This is a genomic window from Mesorhizobium sp. M0045 (assembly GCF_040323385.1).
GTDB lineage: Bacteria > Pseudomonadota > Alphaproteobacteria > Rhizobiales > Rhizobiaceae > Mesorhizobium.
Map to the genome: position 1 here is coordinate 196008 of NZ_JAMYUY010000006.1, position 17992 is coordinate 213999.

General features: G+C 61.8%; 16 protein-coding genes. 12 read left to right on the forward strand and 4 right to left on the reverse strand.

Annotation, left to right across the window (positions count from 1 at the left end; genetic code table 11):
* Positions 1-48 precede the first annotated feature (48 nt).
* Positions 49-3423: a hypothetical protein gene (locus NKJ72_RS12495; RefSeq protein ID WP_352477334.1), complete on the forward strand. Its 3375-nt coding sequence runs from the start codon at positions 49-51 to the stop codon at positions 3421-3423.
* Positions 3424-3685: 262 nt separating this feature from the next.
* Here NKJ72_RS12495 and NKJ72_RS12500 read toward each other — a convergent pair whose 3' ends face one another.
* Positions 3686-4549 (reverse strand): LysR family transcriptional regulator, encoded by an 864-nt coding sequence (locus tag NKJ72_RS12500; protein ID WP_352477335.1) that lies wholly within the window; start codon positions 4547-4549, stop codon positions 3686-3688.
* 98 nt (positions 4550-4647) lie between these two features.
* Between NKJ72_RS12500 and NKJ72_RS12505 the strand changes: the two genes are divergently transcribed.
* A complete protein-coding gene (locus NKJ72_RS12505) occupies positions 4648-5310 on the forward strand; it encodes an FMN-dependent NADH-azoreductase (protein ID WP_352477336.1) in 663 nt (220 codons plus the stop codon).
* 477 nt (positions 5311-5787) lie between these two features.
* Here the strand turns inward: NKJ72_RS12505 and tyrS are convergent, their stop codons facing one another.
* Positions 5788-7041, reverse strand: coding sequence for a tyrosine--tRNA ligase (gene tyrS, locus NKJ72_RS12510; RefSeq protein ID WP_352477337.1), 1254 nt, complete (start codon positions 7039-7041; stop codon positions 5788-5790).
* Positions 7042-7328: 287 nt separating this feature from the next.
* On the opposite strand from tyrS, the gene NKJ72_RS12515 reads away from it, so the two are divergent.
* Both NKJ72_RS12515 and NKJ72_RS12520 read left to right on the forward strand, forming a co-directional pair.
* The gene (locus tag NKJ72_RS12515; protein ID WP_352477338.1) at positions 7329-8057 is read left to right on the forward strand and encodes a glycosyltransferase family 2 protein; all 729 of its coding nucleotides are present in this window, start codon (positions 7329-7331) and stop codon (positions 8055-8057) included.
* Positions 8050-8382, forward strand: a complete 333-nt coding sequence (locus NKJ72_RS12520) for a lipid-A-disaccharide synthase N-terminal domain-containing protein (RefSeq protein ID WP_023674681.1) — start codon at positions 8050-8052, stop codon at positions 8380-8382. The genes NKJ72_RS12515 and NKJ72_RS12520 overlap by 8 nt, the downstream gene beginning before the upstream one ends.
* A gap of 37 nt (positions 8383-8419) precedes the next feature.
* On the opposite strand, the gene NKJ72_RS12525 is transcribed toward NKJ72_RS12520, so the two are convergent.
* Positions 8420-9088, reverse strand: coding sequence for an FMN-binding negative transcriptional regulator (locus NKJ72_RS12525; protein WP_352477339.1), 669 nt, complete (start codon positions 9086-9088; stop codon positions 8420-8422).
* A 6-nt stretch (positions 9089-9094) separates the two neighbouring features.
* Complete coding sequence (locus NKJ72_RS12530) at positions 9095-9769, reverse strand: alpha/beta hydrolase (RefSeq protein WP_023674683.1); 675 nt, start codon at positions 9767-9769, stop codon at positions 9095-9097.
* A gap of 254 nt (positions 9770-10023) precedes the next feature.
* On the opposite strand from NKJ72_RS12530, the gene NKJ72_RS12535 reads away from it, so the two are divergent.
* The 8 genes from NKJ72_RS12535 to sufA all read left to right on the forward strand — a co-directional run bounded on the left by NKJ72_RS12535 (position 10024) and on the right by sufA (position 17971).
* Entirely contained in the window at positions 10024-11202 is a 1179-nt protein-coding gene (locus NKJ72_RS12535; RefSeq protein WP_352477340.1) for a cysteine desulfurase family protein, read from the forward strand.
* Between the two features lie 187 nt (positions 11203-11389).
* Positions 11390-12907: a Fe-S cluster assembly protein SufB gene (gene sufB, locus NKJ72_RS12540; RefSeq protein ID WP_352477341.1), complete on the forward strand. Its 1518-nt coding sequence runs from the start codon at positions 11390-11392 to the stop codon at positions 12905-12907.
* Between the two features lie 295 nt (positions 12908-13202).
* Entirely contained in the window at positions 13203-13544 is a 342-nt protein-coding gene (locus tag NKJ72_RS12545) for a GIY-YIG nuclease family protein (protein WP_352477343.1), read from the forward strand.
* Positions 13545-13646: 102 nt separating this feature from the next.
* A complete protein-coding gene (gene sufC, locus NKJ72_RS12550; RefSeq protein WP_254817628.1) occupies positions 13647-14402 on the forward strand; it encodes a Fe-S cluster assembly ATPase SufC in 756 nt (251 codons plus the stop codon).
* A gap of 43 nt (positions 14403-14445) precedes the next feature.
* Positions 14446-15714, forward strand: coding sequence for a Fe-S cluster assembly protein SufD (sufD, locus tag NKJ72_RS12555; protein ID WP_352477344.1), 1269 nt, complete (start codon positions 14446-14448; stop codon positions 15712-15714).
* Between the two features lie 124 nt (positions 15715-15838).
* Complete coding sequence (locus NKJ72_RS12560) at positions 15839-17080, forward strand: cysteine desulfurase (RefSeq protein WP_352477506.1); 1242 nt, start codon at positions 15839-15841, stop codon at positions 17078-17080.
* 5 nt (positions 17081-17085) lie between these two features.
* Entirely contained in the window at positions 17086-17481 is a 396-nt protein-coding gene (locus tag NKJ72_RS12565) for an SUF system Fe-S cluster assembly protein (RefSeq protein WP_352477345.1), read from the forward strand.
* Positions 17482-17590: 109 nt separating this feature from the next.
* A complete protein-coding gene (gene sufA / locus NKJ72_RS12570) occupies positions 17591-17971 on the forward strand; it encodes a Fe-S cluster assembly scaffold SufA (protein ID WP_006206001.1) in 381 nt (126 codons plus the stop codon).
* Positions 17972-17992 lie beyond the last annotated feature (21 nt).

Consider the following 17992-nt stretch of genomic DNA (forward strand, 5'->3'; position numbering starts at 1 on the left):
TCGAGCGGGGATTCGTCCACGATCGAATTCGTTTCAACGGAAGATTGCGTGGATCAGGAGCTACCGCAGCACGAGAAGATCAGGTTCAGGCGTGACGAGATCACCGACCTGGGAACCTTTCCGTCCGCGTGCCGCGTCCCGCCGCTCGGCCAGGCGTCGATCGGTCGCGGCGTCCGTTTGATGGCGCGGCTGTTTGCCGGCCTCGTCGCCCTTGTGCTGCTGGTTGCCGCCGGCGTCTACGCGATCGGCGTGTCCGGCTTCGGCTCGGAGCGGCTTCGCGCGGAAGCCGAAACGGCAATCGAGAAGTTGGCAGGCTTCGATGTCGACGTTGCCGTCGGGCCGGCCCGGCTGACGCTTGACGGGTCGAGCTTCATTGCGCTGCAGGTCAGCGACGTCAGCCTCAAGACCGCCGACGGAAAACCGATGGCCGACGCCGGCCGGGTCCGCTTTGGCATCCGGCTGATCCCGTTGCTTTCGGGCGAGGTGCGGCTGACCAGCGCCCGGATTTCCGACGCGCACATCGTCATGGCGGCAATGCCGTCCGGCGGTGACTGGACGGCGGAGCTGCGCAACCAGGACGGCCTCATCGATCCGGAAAAACTTTCCGCCGCCGTCTTCGCCAACCTCAACCGTGCGCTCGATGCGGTGCGCGAGGATTCGATGCGCCAGATCGATCTGCGCAACGTCGAGCTGGCACTGCCCGAGGCCGGATCGGTCGAGTCGGTCACCATCGCCGACGCCTCAGTCTCGCAATCGGGACCGGGAAGCATGGAGTTTTCATCCGACGCGGATGTCGACGGCAGGGCGCTCACCATCGCCGCTTCCGCCACCCGCGATCCGGCGACGCGACGCATCACCACGCTGGACGCCAGCATCCAGGCAGCGGACGCCGACACTGCGGCAGGTGGCAAATTGGGTGCGATCGCCTTGAAGCTGGCGGGGTCGGAAGGAACCGGCGACAACGGTTCGCGGCTGACCGCTGCCCTGTCGCTGACCGGATCGGTGCTCGATCTCGGTTCGCGCGGCCTGCTTCCGGCCGATATCGATCTCGATGCGACGCTCGTCGCCGGGTCGAACAAGATCCAGGTCGACAGTTTGCTGCTGAAAACCGGCCGCTCGACCTTCGATTTCGCCGGTTCGATCGGGCCGAAGCCGGCTACCGGCACAGCCGGCGAGGAGCCATCCTATCGTTACGACCTCACCAGCGACGGTTCGACCCTGGCGCCTTCGGATTCGCCGGAGCCGGCGCTCAGCTTCATCGCCCGTATTGCCGGCGTCTACCAGCCGACGAGCCAAAAGCTGATCGCCGAGCAGATCGGCGTCCGGTCCGGACCCGGCAGCGAAGTGCTGGGCACGGCTTCGGTTTCATTCGTCGCCAACCAGGCGCCGGGCATATCGCTGGCGCTCAATGTCCACGACATGCCGGTCTCGCACGTCAAGCAATTATGGCCGTGGTTTTCGGCGCGCAATGCCAGGCTGTGGGTGCTTAAGAACCTGTTCGGCGGCCGCGTCGCCAATGGCAGCCTGCAATTCCAGGTCGTGCCCGGACGGCTCGGCAACGGCGTGCCGCTTTCCGCCGATGAAGTGTTCGGCCGTTTCCAGGTCGAAGGATCGCGCTTCGATACGGCCGGCCGCATTCCGCCGATCCGCGATGCCGTCGGCGTTGTCGGCTTCCACGGCAACGACGTCGACGTCGCGCTGTCCTCGGGCAGCGTCTATATGCCGAGCGGCCGCACCGTGGCGGCAAGCAACGGCACGCTTACCGTCAAGGCGGCGAACCATCCGCCGGTGATCGGCGCGCTCGACATCGATGTCGCCGGCGAGGCGCCGGCAATCGCCGAACTGGCATCGTTTGACCCGATCAACGCCATGCGCCATGTCGGCCTGCTGCCGGACGACCTGTCCGGCACGGTGACCGGCCACGTCAAGGCTGATATTCCGCTGCAGTCCGGTGTCGACTCGTCCAAACTCGATTGGCTGGTGGCGCTCGACTACAAGGACCTGTCGCTGGGCAAGCCGTTCGAGGGCCAGACGGTCAGCCGAGCCGACGGCTCGATCACGGTCGCGCCCGACCGGGCGGTGATCTCGGCCAAGGCACTGCTCAACGGGATTCCGGCCGAGCTCGACCTGATTGAGCCGCTGCGGGATGGCGGCCCGCCGCGCAGTCGTAAAGTAGCGCTGGTGCTCGACGACAAGACGCGCGCCAGCGCCATGCCTGGCCTGTCGACGCTGCTTTCCGGAACCATCAAGGTGGCGATCGACAAGAGCGGCGCCGGCAACCAGAACGTGTCGGCCGACCTGACCAATGCCAGGCTGGACATTCCCTGGGCCGGCTGGAGCAAGGGCCCCGGCATTCCCGCCAAGGTCGTCTTCGCCATGGCGAAGACCGGCGACACCACGACGCTGTCCAATTTCGAACTCGACGGCAAGACCTTCTCCATCGACGGCAGCGCCGTGCTGGTTAACGGCACCTTGTCCTCGGCCCGCTTCAGCAAGGTCACGTTGAACAGGGGCGACGACGTCGCCGTCTCGGTGAAGCGGTCGGGCAAGGCCTATGCGGTCGAGGTCAGCGGCAGCGCGTTGGACGCACGCTCGCTGATCAAGCAATTCACGTCCGATGTCGATACCGCCACCAAGACCACCGGCGTCGATGCGATCTCGGTCAGCGCCGACGTCAGCTCCCTGACCGGCTTCCACGACGAGGTGCTGTCGAATTTGAAGCTCGACTACAGCGCCGCCGGCTCCAGAGTGAACGGGCTCAAGGTGAGCGCCACCGCAAGTTCGGGAGCCGCGATCACCGTGAGCAACACGACCGGCGGCGGCCTGCGAACGCTCAACATGAAGTCGGCCGACGCCGGCGCCATACTGCGCTTCCTCAACATCTACGAGCACATGGAAGGCGGCTCGATCACGCTGGCGCTCACCGGGGCTGCCGACGGGCCGATGAAAGGCCAGGTCGACGCCAGGAATTTCGTTGTCGTCAATGAGCCGAAGCTCGCCTCGATCGTGTCGACGACGCCGGCTGGCGACAGCCGCAGCCTCAACGAGGCGGTCAAAGGCAATCTCGACACGTCGAGGGTGAAATTCGAGCGCGGCTTCAGCGAGATCGACAAGGGCAGTGGCTATCTGAAGCTGCGCAACGGCGTGCTGCGCGGCTCGCGCATCGGCACCACCTTCCAGGGCACGCTCTACGACCAGAACAACAACATGGATATGACCGGCACGTTCATGCCGGCGTACGGCGTAAACCGCATCTTCGGCGAACTGCCGCTGATCGGTGCGCTGCTCGGCAACGGCCGCGACCGCGGCCTGATCGGCGTCACCTACAGGCTCAAGGGCAACGCCAACAAGCCTAACCTGGAGGTCAATCCGCTATCGGTGATAGCGCCCGGGATTTTCAGGTCGATCTTCGAGTATCGGTGAGGTCAAAACCCAATTACCTCGAGCGACCGAGTTTTGATCTCAACCGGCCGCTCGTCCGCCCGCGAATTCACGCCCATGATCCAAAGGCGACTGACGTCAGCCCGGGCTTAAATGGCTGCTTTGCGCCGCAATCTCGGCCATTGAGGTGACTGTTACCATTGCCTGACAGCAGACATAGTTAGTGACCATGATGGAGGTCGCGGTTGCGCCATTTCTGGACATTCGGAACTAGCCATAAAGCAGACGTCGGTGCGAGTTCAGATCACTCCTCGCCAGCGTGCCTTCGAGGAACGGCATTCATGATGGCCTCCGCCAGTTCTTCGAGGACGGAGGTATCGCCGTTCGATGCGGCAAATAGCCTGAACTCCGCTTCTGGTAACTCTGGCAGACCGTGGCTTTCGGGTACCCTGACCAGGCCGTTTCTCAGCTGACTGGCGATCATCGGCGCTACAGCAAAGCCTGAGATGGCAGCCGCCCTCAGGCTGGAGTTGCTTGCGCAGATCATCACCGTGCGCTGGCTGATCCCGGCCTTGGCAAGCCGTTCAAGAGCAACTTCCCTGTAGGGGCAAGGTTCCGGCAACACAGCCAACGGCAGCGGGTCCGGAAGATTCACGCCGGTACGATCCGCCCATGCCCAGACAAGAGGCTCGCGCCACAGGAGGCGCCCCATCTCCTCACCCTCACATTGTGATCCGAGCACCAGTTCGATGTTGCCCTCCTTCATCTTCGAGAGGAGCGCACTCGGAATCCCGACTTGCACCTCGACCTGCAATCCGGGGCGATCAGCGCCGAATGCCTGCAAGGCGCGAAGGATGGGGACCTGTGCGAAGTCTTCCGAGAGGCCGACGCGAACTCTGCCGTGAAAGGGTGCCTGCGCCAGATCGGCCAAAGCATCCCGGTTAAGGGCGAGCATCGCCCGGGCATAGGCGAGCAGGCGCTCGCCATCGGGTGTCATCTCCAGCGAGCGCGTCGTCCTGTTGAGTAAGGGCTTTCCGACCTGCTCCTCGAGACGGCGCAGGTGCCCACTGACGGCCGACTGCGTAAGGTTCAGTCGCGCTCCTGCCCGACTGAAGCCGCCTTCGTCGGACACGGCGACGAACGTCCTGAGCAGGACCAATTCCAACATATATTGTGATCCATGATGAATATCGTCGATAATCTCAATTTCTATATCGAATTGAAATATGACGCAATGTGGTTCATCACAATGAGCAAGGGTGGTCCATGACCAAGCTACTGCATATCGTTTCCTCGCCCCGCAAAGAGCGTTCCGCCTCGCGTGAGGTCGCCGACGCCTTTGTTCAAACCTATCGTGCTCGGCGACCCGACTTGGAGATTTCAACGCTCAGCCTATGGGATGTCGACCTCCCCGAATTCGGTGAGGACGCGATGTTGGCCAAATATGCGGGGCTCAGCGGCGCGCCGCTTACCCCTTCTCAACAGCAGGCATGGGCCACATTGCAAGAGTTGGCGCAACAACTGCACTGGGCGGATATTGTCCTGCTGTCGACGCCTCTGTGGAATTTCAGCATTCCCTACAAGCTCAAGCACTTCATCGACCTGGTATCGCAGAAGGACATCCTTTTCTCGTTCGATCCTGAACGCGGGTTCGGAGGACTGCTCCGGGATAAGATCGCAGTGGTCGTCTACGCGCGAGGTCTCGACTATGCAGCGCAATCTATCACTCCGGCGCAGCGCTTCGATTTTCAAAAACCTTATATAGAAGCGTGGTTGCGCTTCATCGGTATCGAAGATGTCCGCAGTCTAATTATCCAGAAGACCCTCTTTGGACCCGATATTGATCATGCGGCTCGCCAGGATGCGCGAGAGGCCGCGTCACGGCTGGCGGAAGACCTCCTGTCACGCACAACAGAGGCGATTGCATGATTATGAAGCGCTTGCTGCGGACAAGCGCGTTGATAACCCGTTCTGACCCCAGCTTGCACGTGCATCCCCGTCCACCCGGCATAACAACTTTGGAGAACGGACGTCCGCAACGTCGCCTAAGCCGGGGCAGGCGCACCGATTCTACCTACGTCCGCTTTCAGGCAATGGATCAGTCCCGGCAAGGACCGTTTTGGATCAGATCAGGAGGCTGCTCGCGCGGAACTTAATGTCAGCTTGTATAAATCTCGCTTCTACGAGCAGGCGGTCCGCTTCCGGCCCCGAACAAGACGTTCATCGAAGCGCCGCAGAACGTCCGCAATTTGCGCTACCTGCTCCTTCCGATCGATGAGACGAATGGCATCTCGGCCATTCTCGGGAGCTAGCTGATTAACCTCGGCCGTGATTCCGAACCTAAGGTCCAGCGCCGCAAGATGAAACCGGTTTCGGAAAAGATCTAACAGGAAGGGCGGGCCCTGGTCAGACCGGCCGCACCAGAACGTGCTTCTTCTTGCCGAGGGACAGCTTTGCGACGTTTTCCGGCCCCAGATCCTGCAGCGTCACCATCCTGCGATCGTCTGACACGGGCTGATCGTTAAGGCGCATGGCGCCGCCCTGGATATGCCGCCGTGCCTCGCCGTTGGACGCAGCCAGCCCGGCGGTGACGAACAGCGACAATATGCCGACGCCGGCTTCAAGATCGGCCCTGCCCACCTCGACTGTTGGCAGTGTTTCGGCGAGCGCCCCTTCTTCGAACGTCTTGCGCGCCGTTTCGCTGGCCTCCTCTGCCGCCTCGCGGCCATGTCGCATGGCGGTGATTTCGGTGGCGAGGATCTTCTTGGCTTCGTTGATCTCCGAGCCGCCGAGCCGTTCGAGGCGCGCGACCTCGGCGAGCGGTAAGGTCGTGTAGAGCTTGAGGAAACGGCCGACATCGGCATCCTCGGTGTTGCGCCAATATTGCCAGAACGCGTACGGGCTCAACATCTCCGCATCGAGCCAGACCGCGCCCGAGGCGGACTTGCCCATCTTGGCGCCAGAGGAGGTGGTGAGCAGCGGCGTCGTCAGCGCATAGAGCTGCGCGCCTTCCATGCGATGGCCGAGATCGATACCGTTGACGATGTTGCCCCACTGGTCGGAGCCGCCCATCTGCAGCCGGCAACCGAGGCGCTTGTAGAGCTCGACGAAGTCGTAGGCCTGCAGGATCATGTAGTTGAATTCGAGGAACGACAGCGACTGCTCGCGATCCAGCCGGAGCTTGACCGAATCGAAGGCCAGCATGCGGTTGACCGAAAAATGCCGGCCGACATCGCGCAGGAAATTGACGTAGTTGATATCCATCAGCCAGTCGGCATTGTTGATCATGACGGCGTCGTTCGGGCCGCTGCCGAATTTGAGATAGGGCGTGAAGTTGCGGCGGATGCCGGCGAGATTGTTCTCGATATCCTGCGGCGTCAAAAGCTTGCGCGCCTCGTCCTTGAACGACGGATCGCCAATCATCGAGGTGCCGCCGCCCATCAGCGCGATCGGCCGGTGGCCGGTCTGCTGCAGCCAGTAAAGCATCATGATCTGGATCAGCGACCCGGCATGCAGGCTCCTCGCGGTGGCGTCGAAGCCGATATAGGCGCTCACCGTTTCCGTGGCGAAAAGCTGGTCGAGGCCGGCATCGTCCGAGGTCTGGTGGATGAAACCACGCTCGCTCATGGTGCGCAGGAAATCGGATTTGAAGGCGGACATTTTCTTTCCCGAAAAGCTTCCGGCCGAACGCGGCACGGTATGCGTGAAGGCCGGCGTTTAGCACTCAAGCGCAATCAGCAAAAGTGGAATCCGGTTTTGCGTCCGATCGCGCTTTGGATGGCTTTGCGCGATCAGCAAAAGTGGAATCAGGATTTGCGTCCGCGCGGATAGCGTGGGGCCTGCTTGCGTCGTTGTTTCGGCTGGCGTAATGAGGCGCCGCGCCAGCAGGGCTTTTCCTCTGGACCGCGCGGCATCGATCGAATGCCATATCCTGTGACAGAGTCGAGATGCCGGAGATATCCATCGTCATTCCTTGCCGGAACGAGGCGGCGAACCTGCCGCTTCTGCTCGACGAGATCGGCACTGCCATGGCCGGGCGGGACTTCGAGGTCATCGTCGTCGACGATGGCTCGACAGACGACACGCCTTCGGTGCTTGCCGCAGAGGCAGCGCTTCGCCGGTTTCCGCTGCGCCATCTCAGGCATGAAAAATCCGCCGGACAGTCGCTCTCGGTGCGCTCAGGCGCCTGGGCGGCGCGTGGCGATATCGTCGCCACCATTGACGGCGACGGTCAGAACGACCCCGGTTACATTCCGGTGTTGATCGACGCGCTGCGGCAGGCTGGTCCCGAAGTCGGGGCCGCGCAGGGACAGCGTCTGAAGCGCCGCGACAGCAAGATCAAGCAACTGGCGTCGCGTTTTGCCAACGGGCTGAGAAAAGCCATCCTGCACGACGAGACGCGGGATACCGGCTGCGGCCTTAAGGCGATTCACACCGACATTTTGCGGAAATTGCCCTTCTTCGACGGCACCCATCGCTTTGTTCCAGCGCTGGTCATCCAGGAGGGCTACCGCGTCGTCCATTGCGATGTCGTCGACCGCTCCCGCCGTCACGGCAAATCGAATTACGGCATCTTCGATCGCGGCCTTCAGGGCGTGCTCGATCTTGCCGGCGTCTGGTGGCTGCGCCGCAGGCGCCGCAGAATGCCCAAAGTAGAGGAAATCAGGCATGGGTAACGTGCTTCAGGAATTGGCGACCTGGCTTCACGATGTTTTCGTCAAGCAATTCGATGCCTGGGTGCTGCTCGGCTTCGTCGCCCAGTTCTTCTTCACCATGCGCTTTCTGGTGCAGTGGGTGGCGTCGGAAAAAGCCAAGCGCAGCGTCGTGCCGATTGCCTTCTGGTTCTTTTCGCTGTTCGGCGGCGGCCTGCTGCTGATCTACGCCATCCAGCGTCAGGATCCGGTGTTCATCGCCGGCCAGGCCATGGGCCTGTTGATCTATATCCGCAATCTCTGGCTGATCGCCAACGAGCGCAAGGCGGCGATGACCAAGGTCGATTGAGCCCGCCACCGGCCTGCACCCGGTCGAGCAAGCAAGACTACTTGCCGTCCAGCCCGCCGTAGGACCTTACCAGCTGGACCATGTCGGCCGAGTTGGCGGTCTCGCTCTCGAGCCCCTCGGCGACACCGATGCGGTCGGCGGCCGGGCGGTTCTGGCTGACTTTCCACTTGCCGCTGATTTCGGTGATTTCGATTTCCAGGCCGACGATGCCCTTGATCTGTGACTGGATGAAGGGTGCCGGCGCGTCGGTCACCGCCCATGGCGCCGAGCGGCTGCCCTCCTGCGACATCGTCAGATCGGAAATCTGCCCGGCCAGCCAATCCTGGTCTTCGATCACCGTGACGATGCCGCGCACCTGGACGATGGCGTAGTTCCAGGTCGGTACCACCTTGCCGGTTTCACGCTTGGTCTCATACCAGGACGGCGTCACATAGGCATCGGCGCCCTGGAAGACGACCAGCACCGGCGCCAGGGGATTGTCGGCCAAAAGCCGCCATTGCGGATTGGCCTTGGCCAGATGGGCGCGCAGCCTGCCGTTCGGCGGCACATCCGCGTTGAGCAGGGAGGGCGCATCTAGAAGAAAGGGAATTGCGTTGGCGATTGGCCCCTCGGCGCCGTTCGAGACCAGCAGGCCAAGCGGATGCGACCGGATCAGCCCGTGCAGGACGTCCTGCCGGGTTTCCTGGAAGTGGGGCGGTTGGTACATCGCCGACTATCTCAGCCGCTTCGGCCGTGGGTCGGACAGTTCCCCCGCCAGCCGGCGGTCGAGGTAGTCCGCGCATTCCTCGATCAGAAGCTCCGCATGGTTGGCAAAGAAATGGTTGGCGCCGGGCAAGGTCTTCTGGGTGATGGTAATGCCTTTTTGCGTGTGCAGCTTGTCGACCAGGCCCTGCACGTCCTTGGGCGGCGCGACCTTGTCGGCGTCGCCGTGGATGATCAGGCCGGACGACGGGCATGGCGCCAGGAACGAGAAATCATAGGTATTGGGCTGGGGCGCGACCGAGATAAAGCCCTCGATCTCCGGCCGGCGCATGAGAAGTTGCATGCCGATCCACGAGCCGAACGAATAGCCGGCAACCCAGCAACTCTTCGAATCGGGATGCAGCGACTGCACCCAGTCGAGCGCCGCCGCGGCGTCGGACAACTCGCCGGTGCCGTGGTCGAACTCTCCCTGGCTGCGGCCGATGCCGCGGAAATTGAAGCGCAGCGTGGTGAAATTGCGCTTCTGGAACATGTAGAAGAGGTCGTAGACGATCTTGTTGTTCATCGTGCCGCCGAACTGGGGGTGCGGGTGCAGGACGATGGCAATCGGCGCGCTCTTTTCCTTCGAGGGCTGATAGCGACCCTCCAGACGGCCGGCCGGACCGGTGAAAATGACCTCAGGCATGAAATACTCCACTTGGCATAAATTGCGCGGCGCCCGGAACAACTTTTCCTCTGGCCCCAGTTTTCCCTAGGCCTTGACGCAGGGCGAGCGTCTTTCTAGAAGCTAGTTTAGAATTGTTCAAAACTGGGCGGCCAAAACTGTGGCTCGGCCACCCGCGCCGCAAGCCGCGTAAATAGGACGTCTTGCCTTGCAATTTCAAGGAAATAACGCGCTATCTTCGCGGAACGGCTTTTGAAGGGACCAGTTGGACGGAAATGGCCGGAGCACGCGCCTATCTCGACTACAATGCCAGCGCGCCGCTGCTTGCCGCCGCGCGCGCGGCGGTGGTCGCCGCGCTCGACGTCGCCGCCAACCCGTCCTCCGTCCATGCCGAGGGCCGCGCTGCGCGGCGGCTGATCGAGGATGCCAGGCGCAATGTGGCGCGACTGGTCAACGCCAGGGCCGAGCATGTCGTATTCACCTCCGGCGCGACGGAAGCGGCCTCGACGCTGCTGACGCCGGACTGGCAGATGGGGCGCGGTGCTGTCCGTATGAGCCGGCTCTATGTGTCCGAGGCCGATCATCCTTGCTTGCTGAACGGTGGGCATTTCCCAGCGGCGCAGGTGACACGGATCGGCGTCGACGCCGACGGCGTCGTCAGGCTCGACGTTTTGGCCGAGGCTCTCGCCCAGCATGACAAGGCCGAAGGCTTGCCGCTGGTGGCCATCCACGCTGCCAACAATGAAACCGGCGTGATCCAGCCGGTCGGCCGCATTGCCGAAATCGTCAAGGCGGCGGGTGGCATCCTGGTCGTCGATGCCGTGCAGGCAGCCGGCCGCATTCCGCTCGATATCTCGGCGGGTTACGGTGATTATCTGATTCTTTCCTCGCACAAGATCGGCGGCCCCAAGGGCGTCGGCGCCATGGTCGCGGCGTCGGATCTGATGATGCCAAAACCGCTGGTCAGCGGCGGTGGCCAGGAAAAAGGCCATCGCGGCGGCACCGAAAACCTTGCGGCGATTGCCGGGTTTGGCGCGGCCGCTAGCGAGGCGTCTGCCGGCTTGCAAACGATCGAAGCGGTGCGGCAGCGTCGCGACGAAATCGAGGCGATCGTTAAAACGCTTGTTCCGGACGCCGAAATCTTCGGGACCGGCGCTGCAAGGCTTGCCAATACCACATTCTTCGCTATTCCCGGCATCAAGGCCGAGACGGCGCAGATCGCCTTCGACCTCGCCGGTGTGGCGCTGTCGGCCGGATCGGCCTGTTCGTCGGGCAAAGTCGGGCCGAGTCACGTGCTGAAAGCCATGGATTACGGCGATGGCGTTGGCGCGTTGCGCGTGTCCATCGGCCACGCGACCAGCACCGAGGATATCGAGCTGTTTCGCGCGGCGCTGGCGACGATCGTTGCACGGCAAGGCGGTAGGGAAAAGGCGAACAGGGAAAAGGCCGCCTGAGCGCGGCGAAGGAATATTTGGGCCTTGTGGCCTGGTAGAGCCGTGCGTTCGAATTTGGCCGGGTGAATTTCCGGCATGAACGCACTATATGAAACTTACGCCGCCGCGGGTGCCCAAGGGTGCTCGTTCGCGGTGCCATAGTTTGAAAACTGTCGGGCCTTGACCCCGGCGTGGATGGAGAACGCTGATGCCTGCTGTGCAGGAGACGATCGATCGAGTTCGAAAGATCGATGTCGACCAGTATAAATATGGATTCCAGACCGAAATCGCGATGGACAAGGCCCCCAAGGGCCTGAGTGAAGACATTATCCGCTTCATTTCGGCGAAGAAGGGCGAGCCGTCCTGGATGCTGGAATGGCGCCTGGAAGCCTATCGCCGCTGGCTGACGCTGGACGAGCCGAAATGGGCGCGCGTCCACTATCCCAAAATCGATTTCCAGGACATCTATTATTACGCGGCGCCCAAGAGCACGCCCGGCCCGACTTCGCTCAGCGAGGTTGATCCCGAACTGCTGAAGGTCTACGAGAAGCTCGGCATTCCGCTCAGGGAACAGGAAATCCTCGCCGGCGTGCAGAAGACCGATGCGTCGGAGCTCGAGGAAGGCAGCGACAACGTTTACAAGTCCGGCCGCGTCGCCGTCGATGCGGTGTTCGATTCCGTCTCGGTCGTGACCACTTTCAAGAAGGAACTGGCGCAGGCCGGCGTCATCTTCTGCTCGATCTCGGAAGCGATCCGCGAGCATCCGGAGCTGGTGAAGAAATATCTCGGCTCGGTGGTGCCGACCACCGACAATTTTTACGCCACGCTGAATTCAGCCGTGTTCACCGACGGTTCGTTCGTCTTCGTGCCCAAGGGCGTGCGCTGCCCGATGGAATTGTCGACCTATTTCCGCATGAACGAGAAGAACACCGGTCAGTTCGAGCGCACGCTGATCATCGCCGAGGAGGGGGCTTACGTCTCCTATCTCGAAGGCTGCACGGCGCCGCAGCGTGACGAGAACCAGCTTCACGCCGCGGTGGTCGAACTGATCGCGCTCGACGATGCCGAGATCAAATATTCGACGGTGCAGAACTGGTATCCCGGCGACGCCGAAGGCAAGGGCGGCATCTATAATTTCGTCACCAAGCGCGGCGACTGCCGCGGCCATCGGTCGAAGATTTCGTGGACGCAGGTCGAGACCGGTTCGGCCATCACCTGGAAATATCCGAGCTGCATCCTGCGCGGCGACGATTCCAGCGGCGAGTTCTATTCGATCGCGGTGTCGAACGGCTACCAGCAGGTCGACAGCGGCACCAAGATGATCCATCTCGGCAAGAACACGTCGAGCCGCATCATCTCCAAGGGCATTGCCGCCGGCTTCTCGCAGAATACCTATCGCGGCCAGGTCTCGGCGCACCGCAAGGCGACCAACGCCCGCAACTTCACCAACTGTGACTCGCTCTTGATCGGCGACCAGTGCGGCGCGCACACCGTGCCCTACATGGAAGCCAAGAATTCGACCGCACAGTTCGAGCATGAGGCGACGACGTCGAAGATTTCCGAGGATCAGAAATTCTACGTCATGCAGCGTGGCATTCCGGAAGAAGAGGCGATCGCGCTGATCGTCAACGGTTTCGTCAAGGACGTCATCCAGCAGCTGCCGATGGAATTCGCCGTCGAGGCGCAGAAACTGATCGGCATCAGCCTCGAGGGGAGCGTGGGGTGATGAGCTCTGGCTTTGCGTTGTCATCTCTGAGCTTGGCACTGTCATCCTCGGGCCTTGCGCCGTCACCCTCGGATTTGGCGCCGTCGTCACTGAGTTTTGCGCCGTCATCCTCGGGCTTGTCCCGAGGATCCGCTGTCCAACAGAGGTGTGGCGCGATCCGTATTGAGAGGCCGGTAGATCCTCGGGACAAGCCCGAGGATGACGGAGCGAAACTCAGTAACGTCGGCGCGAAGTTCAAAGATGACCGCACAAATTTTAAGGATGGCGGTGCCTTGCGTAGGTCGTCAGCAGGAAAATGACCGGCTTTGTTTACATGATGTCCGATAAGCCGCGTGGAGTTATCTACACTGGCGTAACCAGTGATTTGCATGCGCGAGTGTGGGAACACCGTAATGCTGTGCACCGGGGTTTTACCTCGAAATACAAGGCAAAGAATCTGGTTTGGTTTGAGCGGCACCCGAACATCGTTCTCGCGATTCAGCGCGAAAAGTCTTTGAAGCGCTATCTCCGCGAATGGAAGACGAATCTGATTGAAGGTCTAAACCCGACTTGGCTGGATTTGTATGAGAGCATTGATGAGATTGAGAATGTCTATCAGCCTCATCCGAGCACGATGATGTGGAGTAACTACAATTAAAAGACCGGTGGATGTTTGAGTACTGCGGCCGGGCGCCGAAGCCTTGGAGCAGTTGTTAAATCGAGTTTAGCCGGGCAGACGGCTACGGATAGGACGAATGGAATGCTTGAAATCAGAAACCTCCATGCCCGTATCGTCGATGACGGCACCGAGATCATCCGCGGCCTGAATCTTTCGGTGAAGGCCGGTGAGGTCGCCGCCATCATGGGGCCGAACGGCTCGGGAAAATCGACGCTGTCCTATATCCTTGCCGGGCGCGAGGATTATGAGGTCACCGAGGGCGACATCCTCTACAACGGCCAGTCGATCCTCGACATGGATCCGGCCGAGCGCGCTACCGCCGGCATCTTTCTCGCCTTCCAGTACCCGATGGAGATACCGGGCGTGGCGACGATGGAATTCCTGAAAGTGGCGATGAACGAGCAGCGCAAGGCGCGCGGCGAGGAACCGCTGAAGATCCCGGAATTTCTGAAGCGCGTGAAGGAAGCTGCCGCCTCGCTCAACATGGACATGGCGATGCTGAAGCGGCCGCTCAATGTCGGCTTTTCCGGCGGCGAGAAGAAGCGCGCCGAGATCTTGCAGATGAAGCTTCTCGAGCCGAAGCTTTGCGTCCTCGACGAGACCGATTCCGGCCTCGATATCGACGCGCTGAAGATCGTCGCGGACGGCGTCAACACGCTGCGCTCGCCGGACCGCGCCATCGTCGTCATCACCCACTACCAGCGCCTGCTCCAATACATCGTGCCGGATACGGTGCATGTGCTCTACAGGGGCCAGGTGATCAAGTCGGGCGACAAGTCGCTTGCGCTCGATCTCGAGGCCAATGGTTATGCCGGCGTGATCGGGCAAGCCGCGTGAGATGCCAGCAGGCCCGGAAGGCAAGCCAAACAAGGCGATACTGATGAATATGCACACGACACCCCAGCGGACACCGGCCGAAACGGCGCTGATCGACGCCTTTGGCGAGCGGCTGTCGCTGCTGCCCGGCGACGGCGCGGTGATGCTGAAGCGCGACGACGCCATCGAAGCGATCAAGAGCGGCCTGCCGACGCGGCGCGTCGAATCCTGGCACTATACGGACCTGCGCCGGCTGCTGATTTCGGTGCCGGACTTCGATCCGGCAGCGGTTGCGAAAGCCATTGCGCCGATCGTCGAGGGCTCCAGCGTTTTGCCGGTGCTGAACGGCGTTTCGAGTATGAAACTGCCCGATATCGAAGGCGTTGCCGTGCAGCGCCTGTCGGACAAGCTGACCGACGGCAGCGCAGCATCTGGGCTTGATTCTTATGGCAGCGACGACGCCATCGGCGCGCTCAATACCGCCTTTGTCGCCGACGGCTATTTCGTCGACATCGCCGAAGATGCTCAACTGGATAAGCCGGTCGAATTGCAGAATTTGCAGGCCGGCGGACAGTCGCATGTGCGGCTGACCGTCCGCGTCGGCGCCGGCGCCAAGGCTATCGTCGTCGAGCGCCAGACGGGCGAGGGGGCAGCACTGGTCAGCTCGGTCAGCCAGCTTGTGCTTGGCGAGAGAGCCGAAGTGACATGGCTGGTCGTGCAGGAGCAGCCGGATACGGCGACGCATCTCGCCCAGTTCAAGGCGCATCTCGGCAAGAATTCGAAACTGACGCTGTTTGTGATGAATGCCGGCGGCAAGCTGGTCCGCCAGGAGGTCGTTGTGAAGACGACCGGCGAGGGCGCCGACTTCACGCTGCGCGGCATCAATCTGCTCGCCGGCGACACCCATACCGACGTCACCATGGTGCTCGACCATGCCGTGCCGCACACCGCCTCGACCGAAGTCATCCGCAACGTGGTAACCGGCAGAGCGCGCGGCGTCTTCCAAGGCCGCATCAATGTCCACCAATATGCGCAGAAGACCAACGCCAAGATGGCCTGCAACACGCTGCTTCTGTCGGATGACGGCGAGTTCTCGACCAAACCGGAGCTTGAAATCTTCGCCGACGACGTCGTCTGCGGCCATGGCGCGACCGTCACCGAGATCGACCACGGCCATCTGTTCTATCTGATGGCGCGCGGCATAGACGAGAAGACCGCGCGCGGCCTGCTGGTCAAAGCCTTCGTCGCCGAAGTGATCGAGGAACTGGACGACGAGGCCATCGTCGAGGCGCTGGAAGCACGGCTCGACAACTGGTTCGTGGCGCACGGGTGAGTGGCTTAAGATTCCGGCGTCATCCTCGGGCTTGTCCCGAGGATCTGCCGCGTGGGACCAGGAACTGGCAAAATCCGAGGGCTAGTAGATCCTCGGAACAAGCCCAAGGATGACGGTCGAGACGATGGACCAGAAAGTCGAAAACATTCCTTACGACGTCGAGGCGATCCGCCGCGACTTCCCGATCCTGTCGCGGCAAGTCTACGGCAAACCGCTGGTCTATCTCGACAATGGCGCCTCGGCGCAGAAGCCGCAGGCCGTGCTCGACGCTATCCAGCACGCCTATTCCCAGGAATATGCCAACGTCCACCGCGGCCTGCATTTCCTGTCCAATGCCGCGACCGACGCCTATGAGAAGGCGCGCGAGACGGTGCGCCGTTTCCTCAACGCACCGAGCACCGACAACATCGTCTTCACCTCGAACACCACGGCGGCGATCAACACGGTCGCCTACGGTTTCGGCATGCCCAATATCGGCGAAGGCGACGAGATCGTGCTCTCGATCATGGAGCACCATTCCAACATCGTGCCGTGGCATTTCATCCGCGAACGGCAGGGCGCGAAACTGGTCTGGGTGCCGGTCGACGATCTCGGTGTCTTCCACATCGAGGAATTCGAGAAGCGGCTGACCGACCGCACAAAACTGGTTGCCATCACCCATATGTCGAACGCGCTGGGCACGGTGACGCCGATCAAGGAGATCGTGCGCATTGCCCATGCCCGCGGCATTCCGGTGCTGGTCGACGGCAGCCAGAGCGCCGTGCACATGCCGATCGACGTGCAGGACCTCGACTGTGATTTCTTCGTCCTCACCGGCCACAAGCTTTATGGCCCGTCGGGCATCGGCGTGCTCTACGGCAAGAAGGATATTCTGGAGCGCATGCGCCCGTTCATGGGCGGCGGCGAGATGATCGAGGAGGTGACGCAAGACATCGTCACCTACAACGACCCGCCGCACCGTTTCGAGGCCGGTACGCCGCCGATCGTGCAGGCGATCGGGCTTGGTGCTGCGCTGGAGTACATGGAAAAGATCGGCCGTGAGCGCATCGCAGCGCACGAGGCCGATTTGAAGGACTATGCGCATCAGCGACTGCGCGCCATCAACTCGCTGCGCATCTTCGGCGATGCGCCTGGCAAGGGCGCCATCATCTCGTTCGAGCTGCAGGGCATCCACGCTCATGACGTGTCGATGGTTATCGATCGGCAGGGCGTGGCGGTCCGCGCCGGCACGCATTGCGCCCAGCCGCTGTTGAAACGCTTCGGCGTAACATCCACATGCAGGGCATCGTTCGGCATGTATAATACCAGGGCCGAAGTCGACGCTTTGGCCGATGCGCTGGAGAAGGCGCGAAAGTTCTTCGGGTGACGATTATGGATGATGCCAGCCACACCGCCGAGAGCACAGTTCCGGATTCCACCACCAACGCGGCGGTTTCCGGGTCAACTATTCCTGCCGACGAACTGGCGCGGCTGACCGACGATATCGTCTCGGCGCTGAAGACGGTCTACGACCCGGAAATCCCGGCCGACATCTATGAGCTCGGCCTCGTCTACAAGATCGACATCGAGGACGACCGCTCGGTCAAGATCGACATGACGTTGACTGCACCCGGCTGCCCGGTGGCCGGCGAAATGCCGGGTTGGGTGGAAAATGCCGTCGGCGCCGTCGAAGGCGTTTCCGGTGTCGAGGTCAACATGACCTTCGACCCGCCCTGGTCGCCTGACCGCATGTCGGAAGAGGCACAGGTGGCGGTTGGCTGGTACTAGCATCCGACCAGACAGAGACTGGCGCACTTGCGCCGGGTACAAAACTTCACCATTTTAGGTGAGGAATCATTCGGCAGGCCTTGAACCTGCAAGAATGGAGAAGGAAAACATGGGACGCTTTGCCGTCATCACGATGACCGAAAAGGCCGCCGACCGGGTGCGCGAGATCGTCGCCACGCGTGAAAACGCGCATGGCATTCGCCTTGGCATCAAGAAGGGCGGCTGTGCCGGCATGGAATATACGGTCGACCTGGTGACCGAACCCAACACCAAGGACGATCACATCGAGCGCGACGGCGCCCATGTCTATGTCGCGCCCGAAGCAGCACTTTTCCTTTTCGGCACCGAGATGGATTTCGAGCAGACGACGCTGCGCACCGGCTTCACCTTCCGCAACCCAAACCAGAGTTCGGCCTGTGGCTGCGGCGAATCGGTCGAACTGAAGCCGGCCGATTTGAAGGCCTTGGCTGAAGCGCGCGCTTCGGCCTGATTTTTCCTTCTCCCCCGTTCA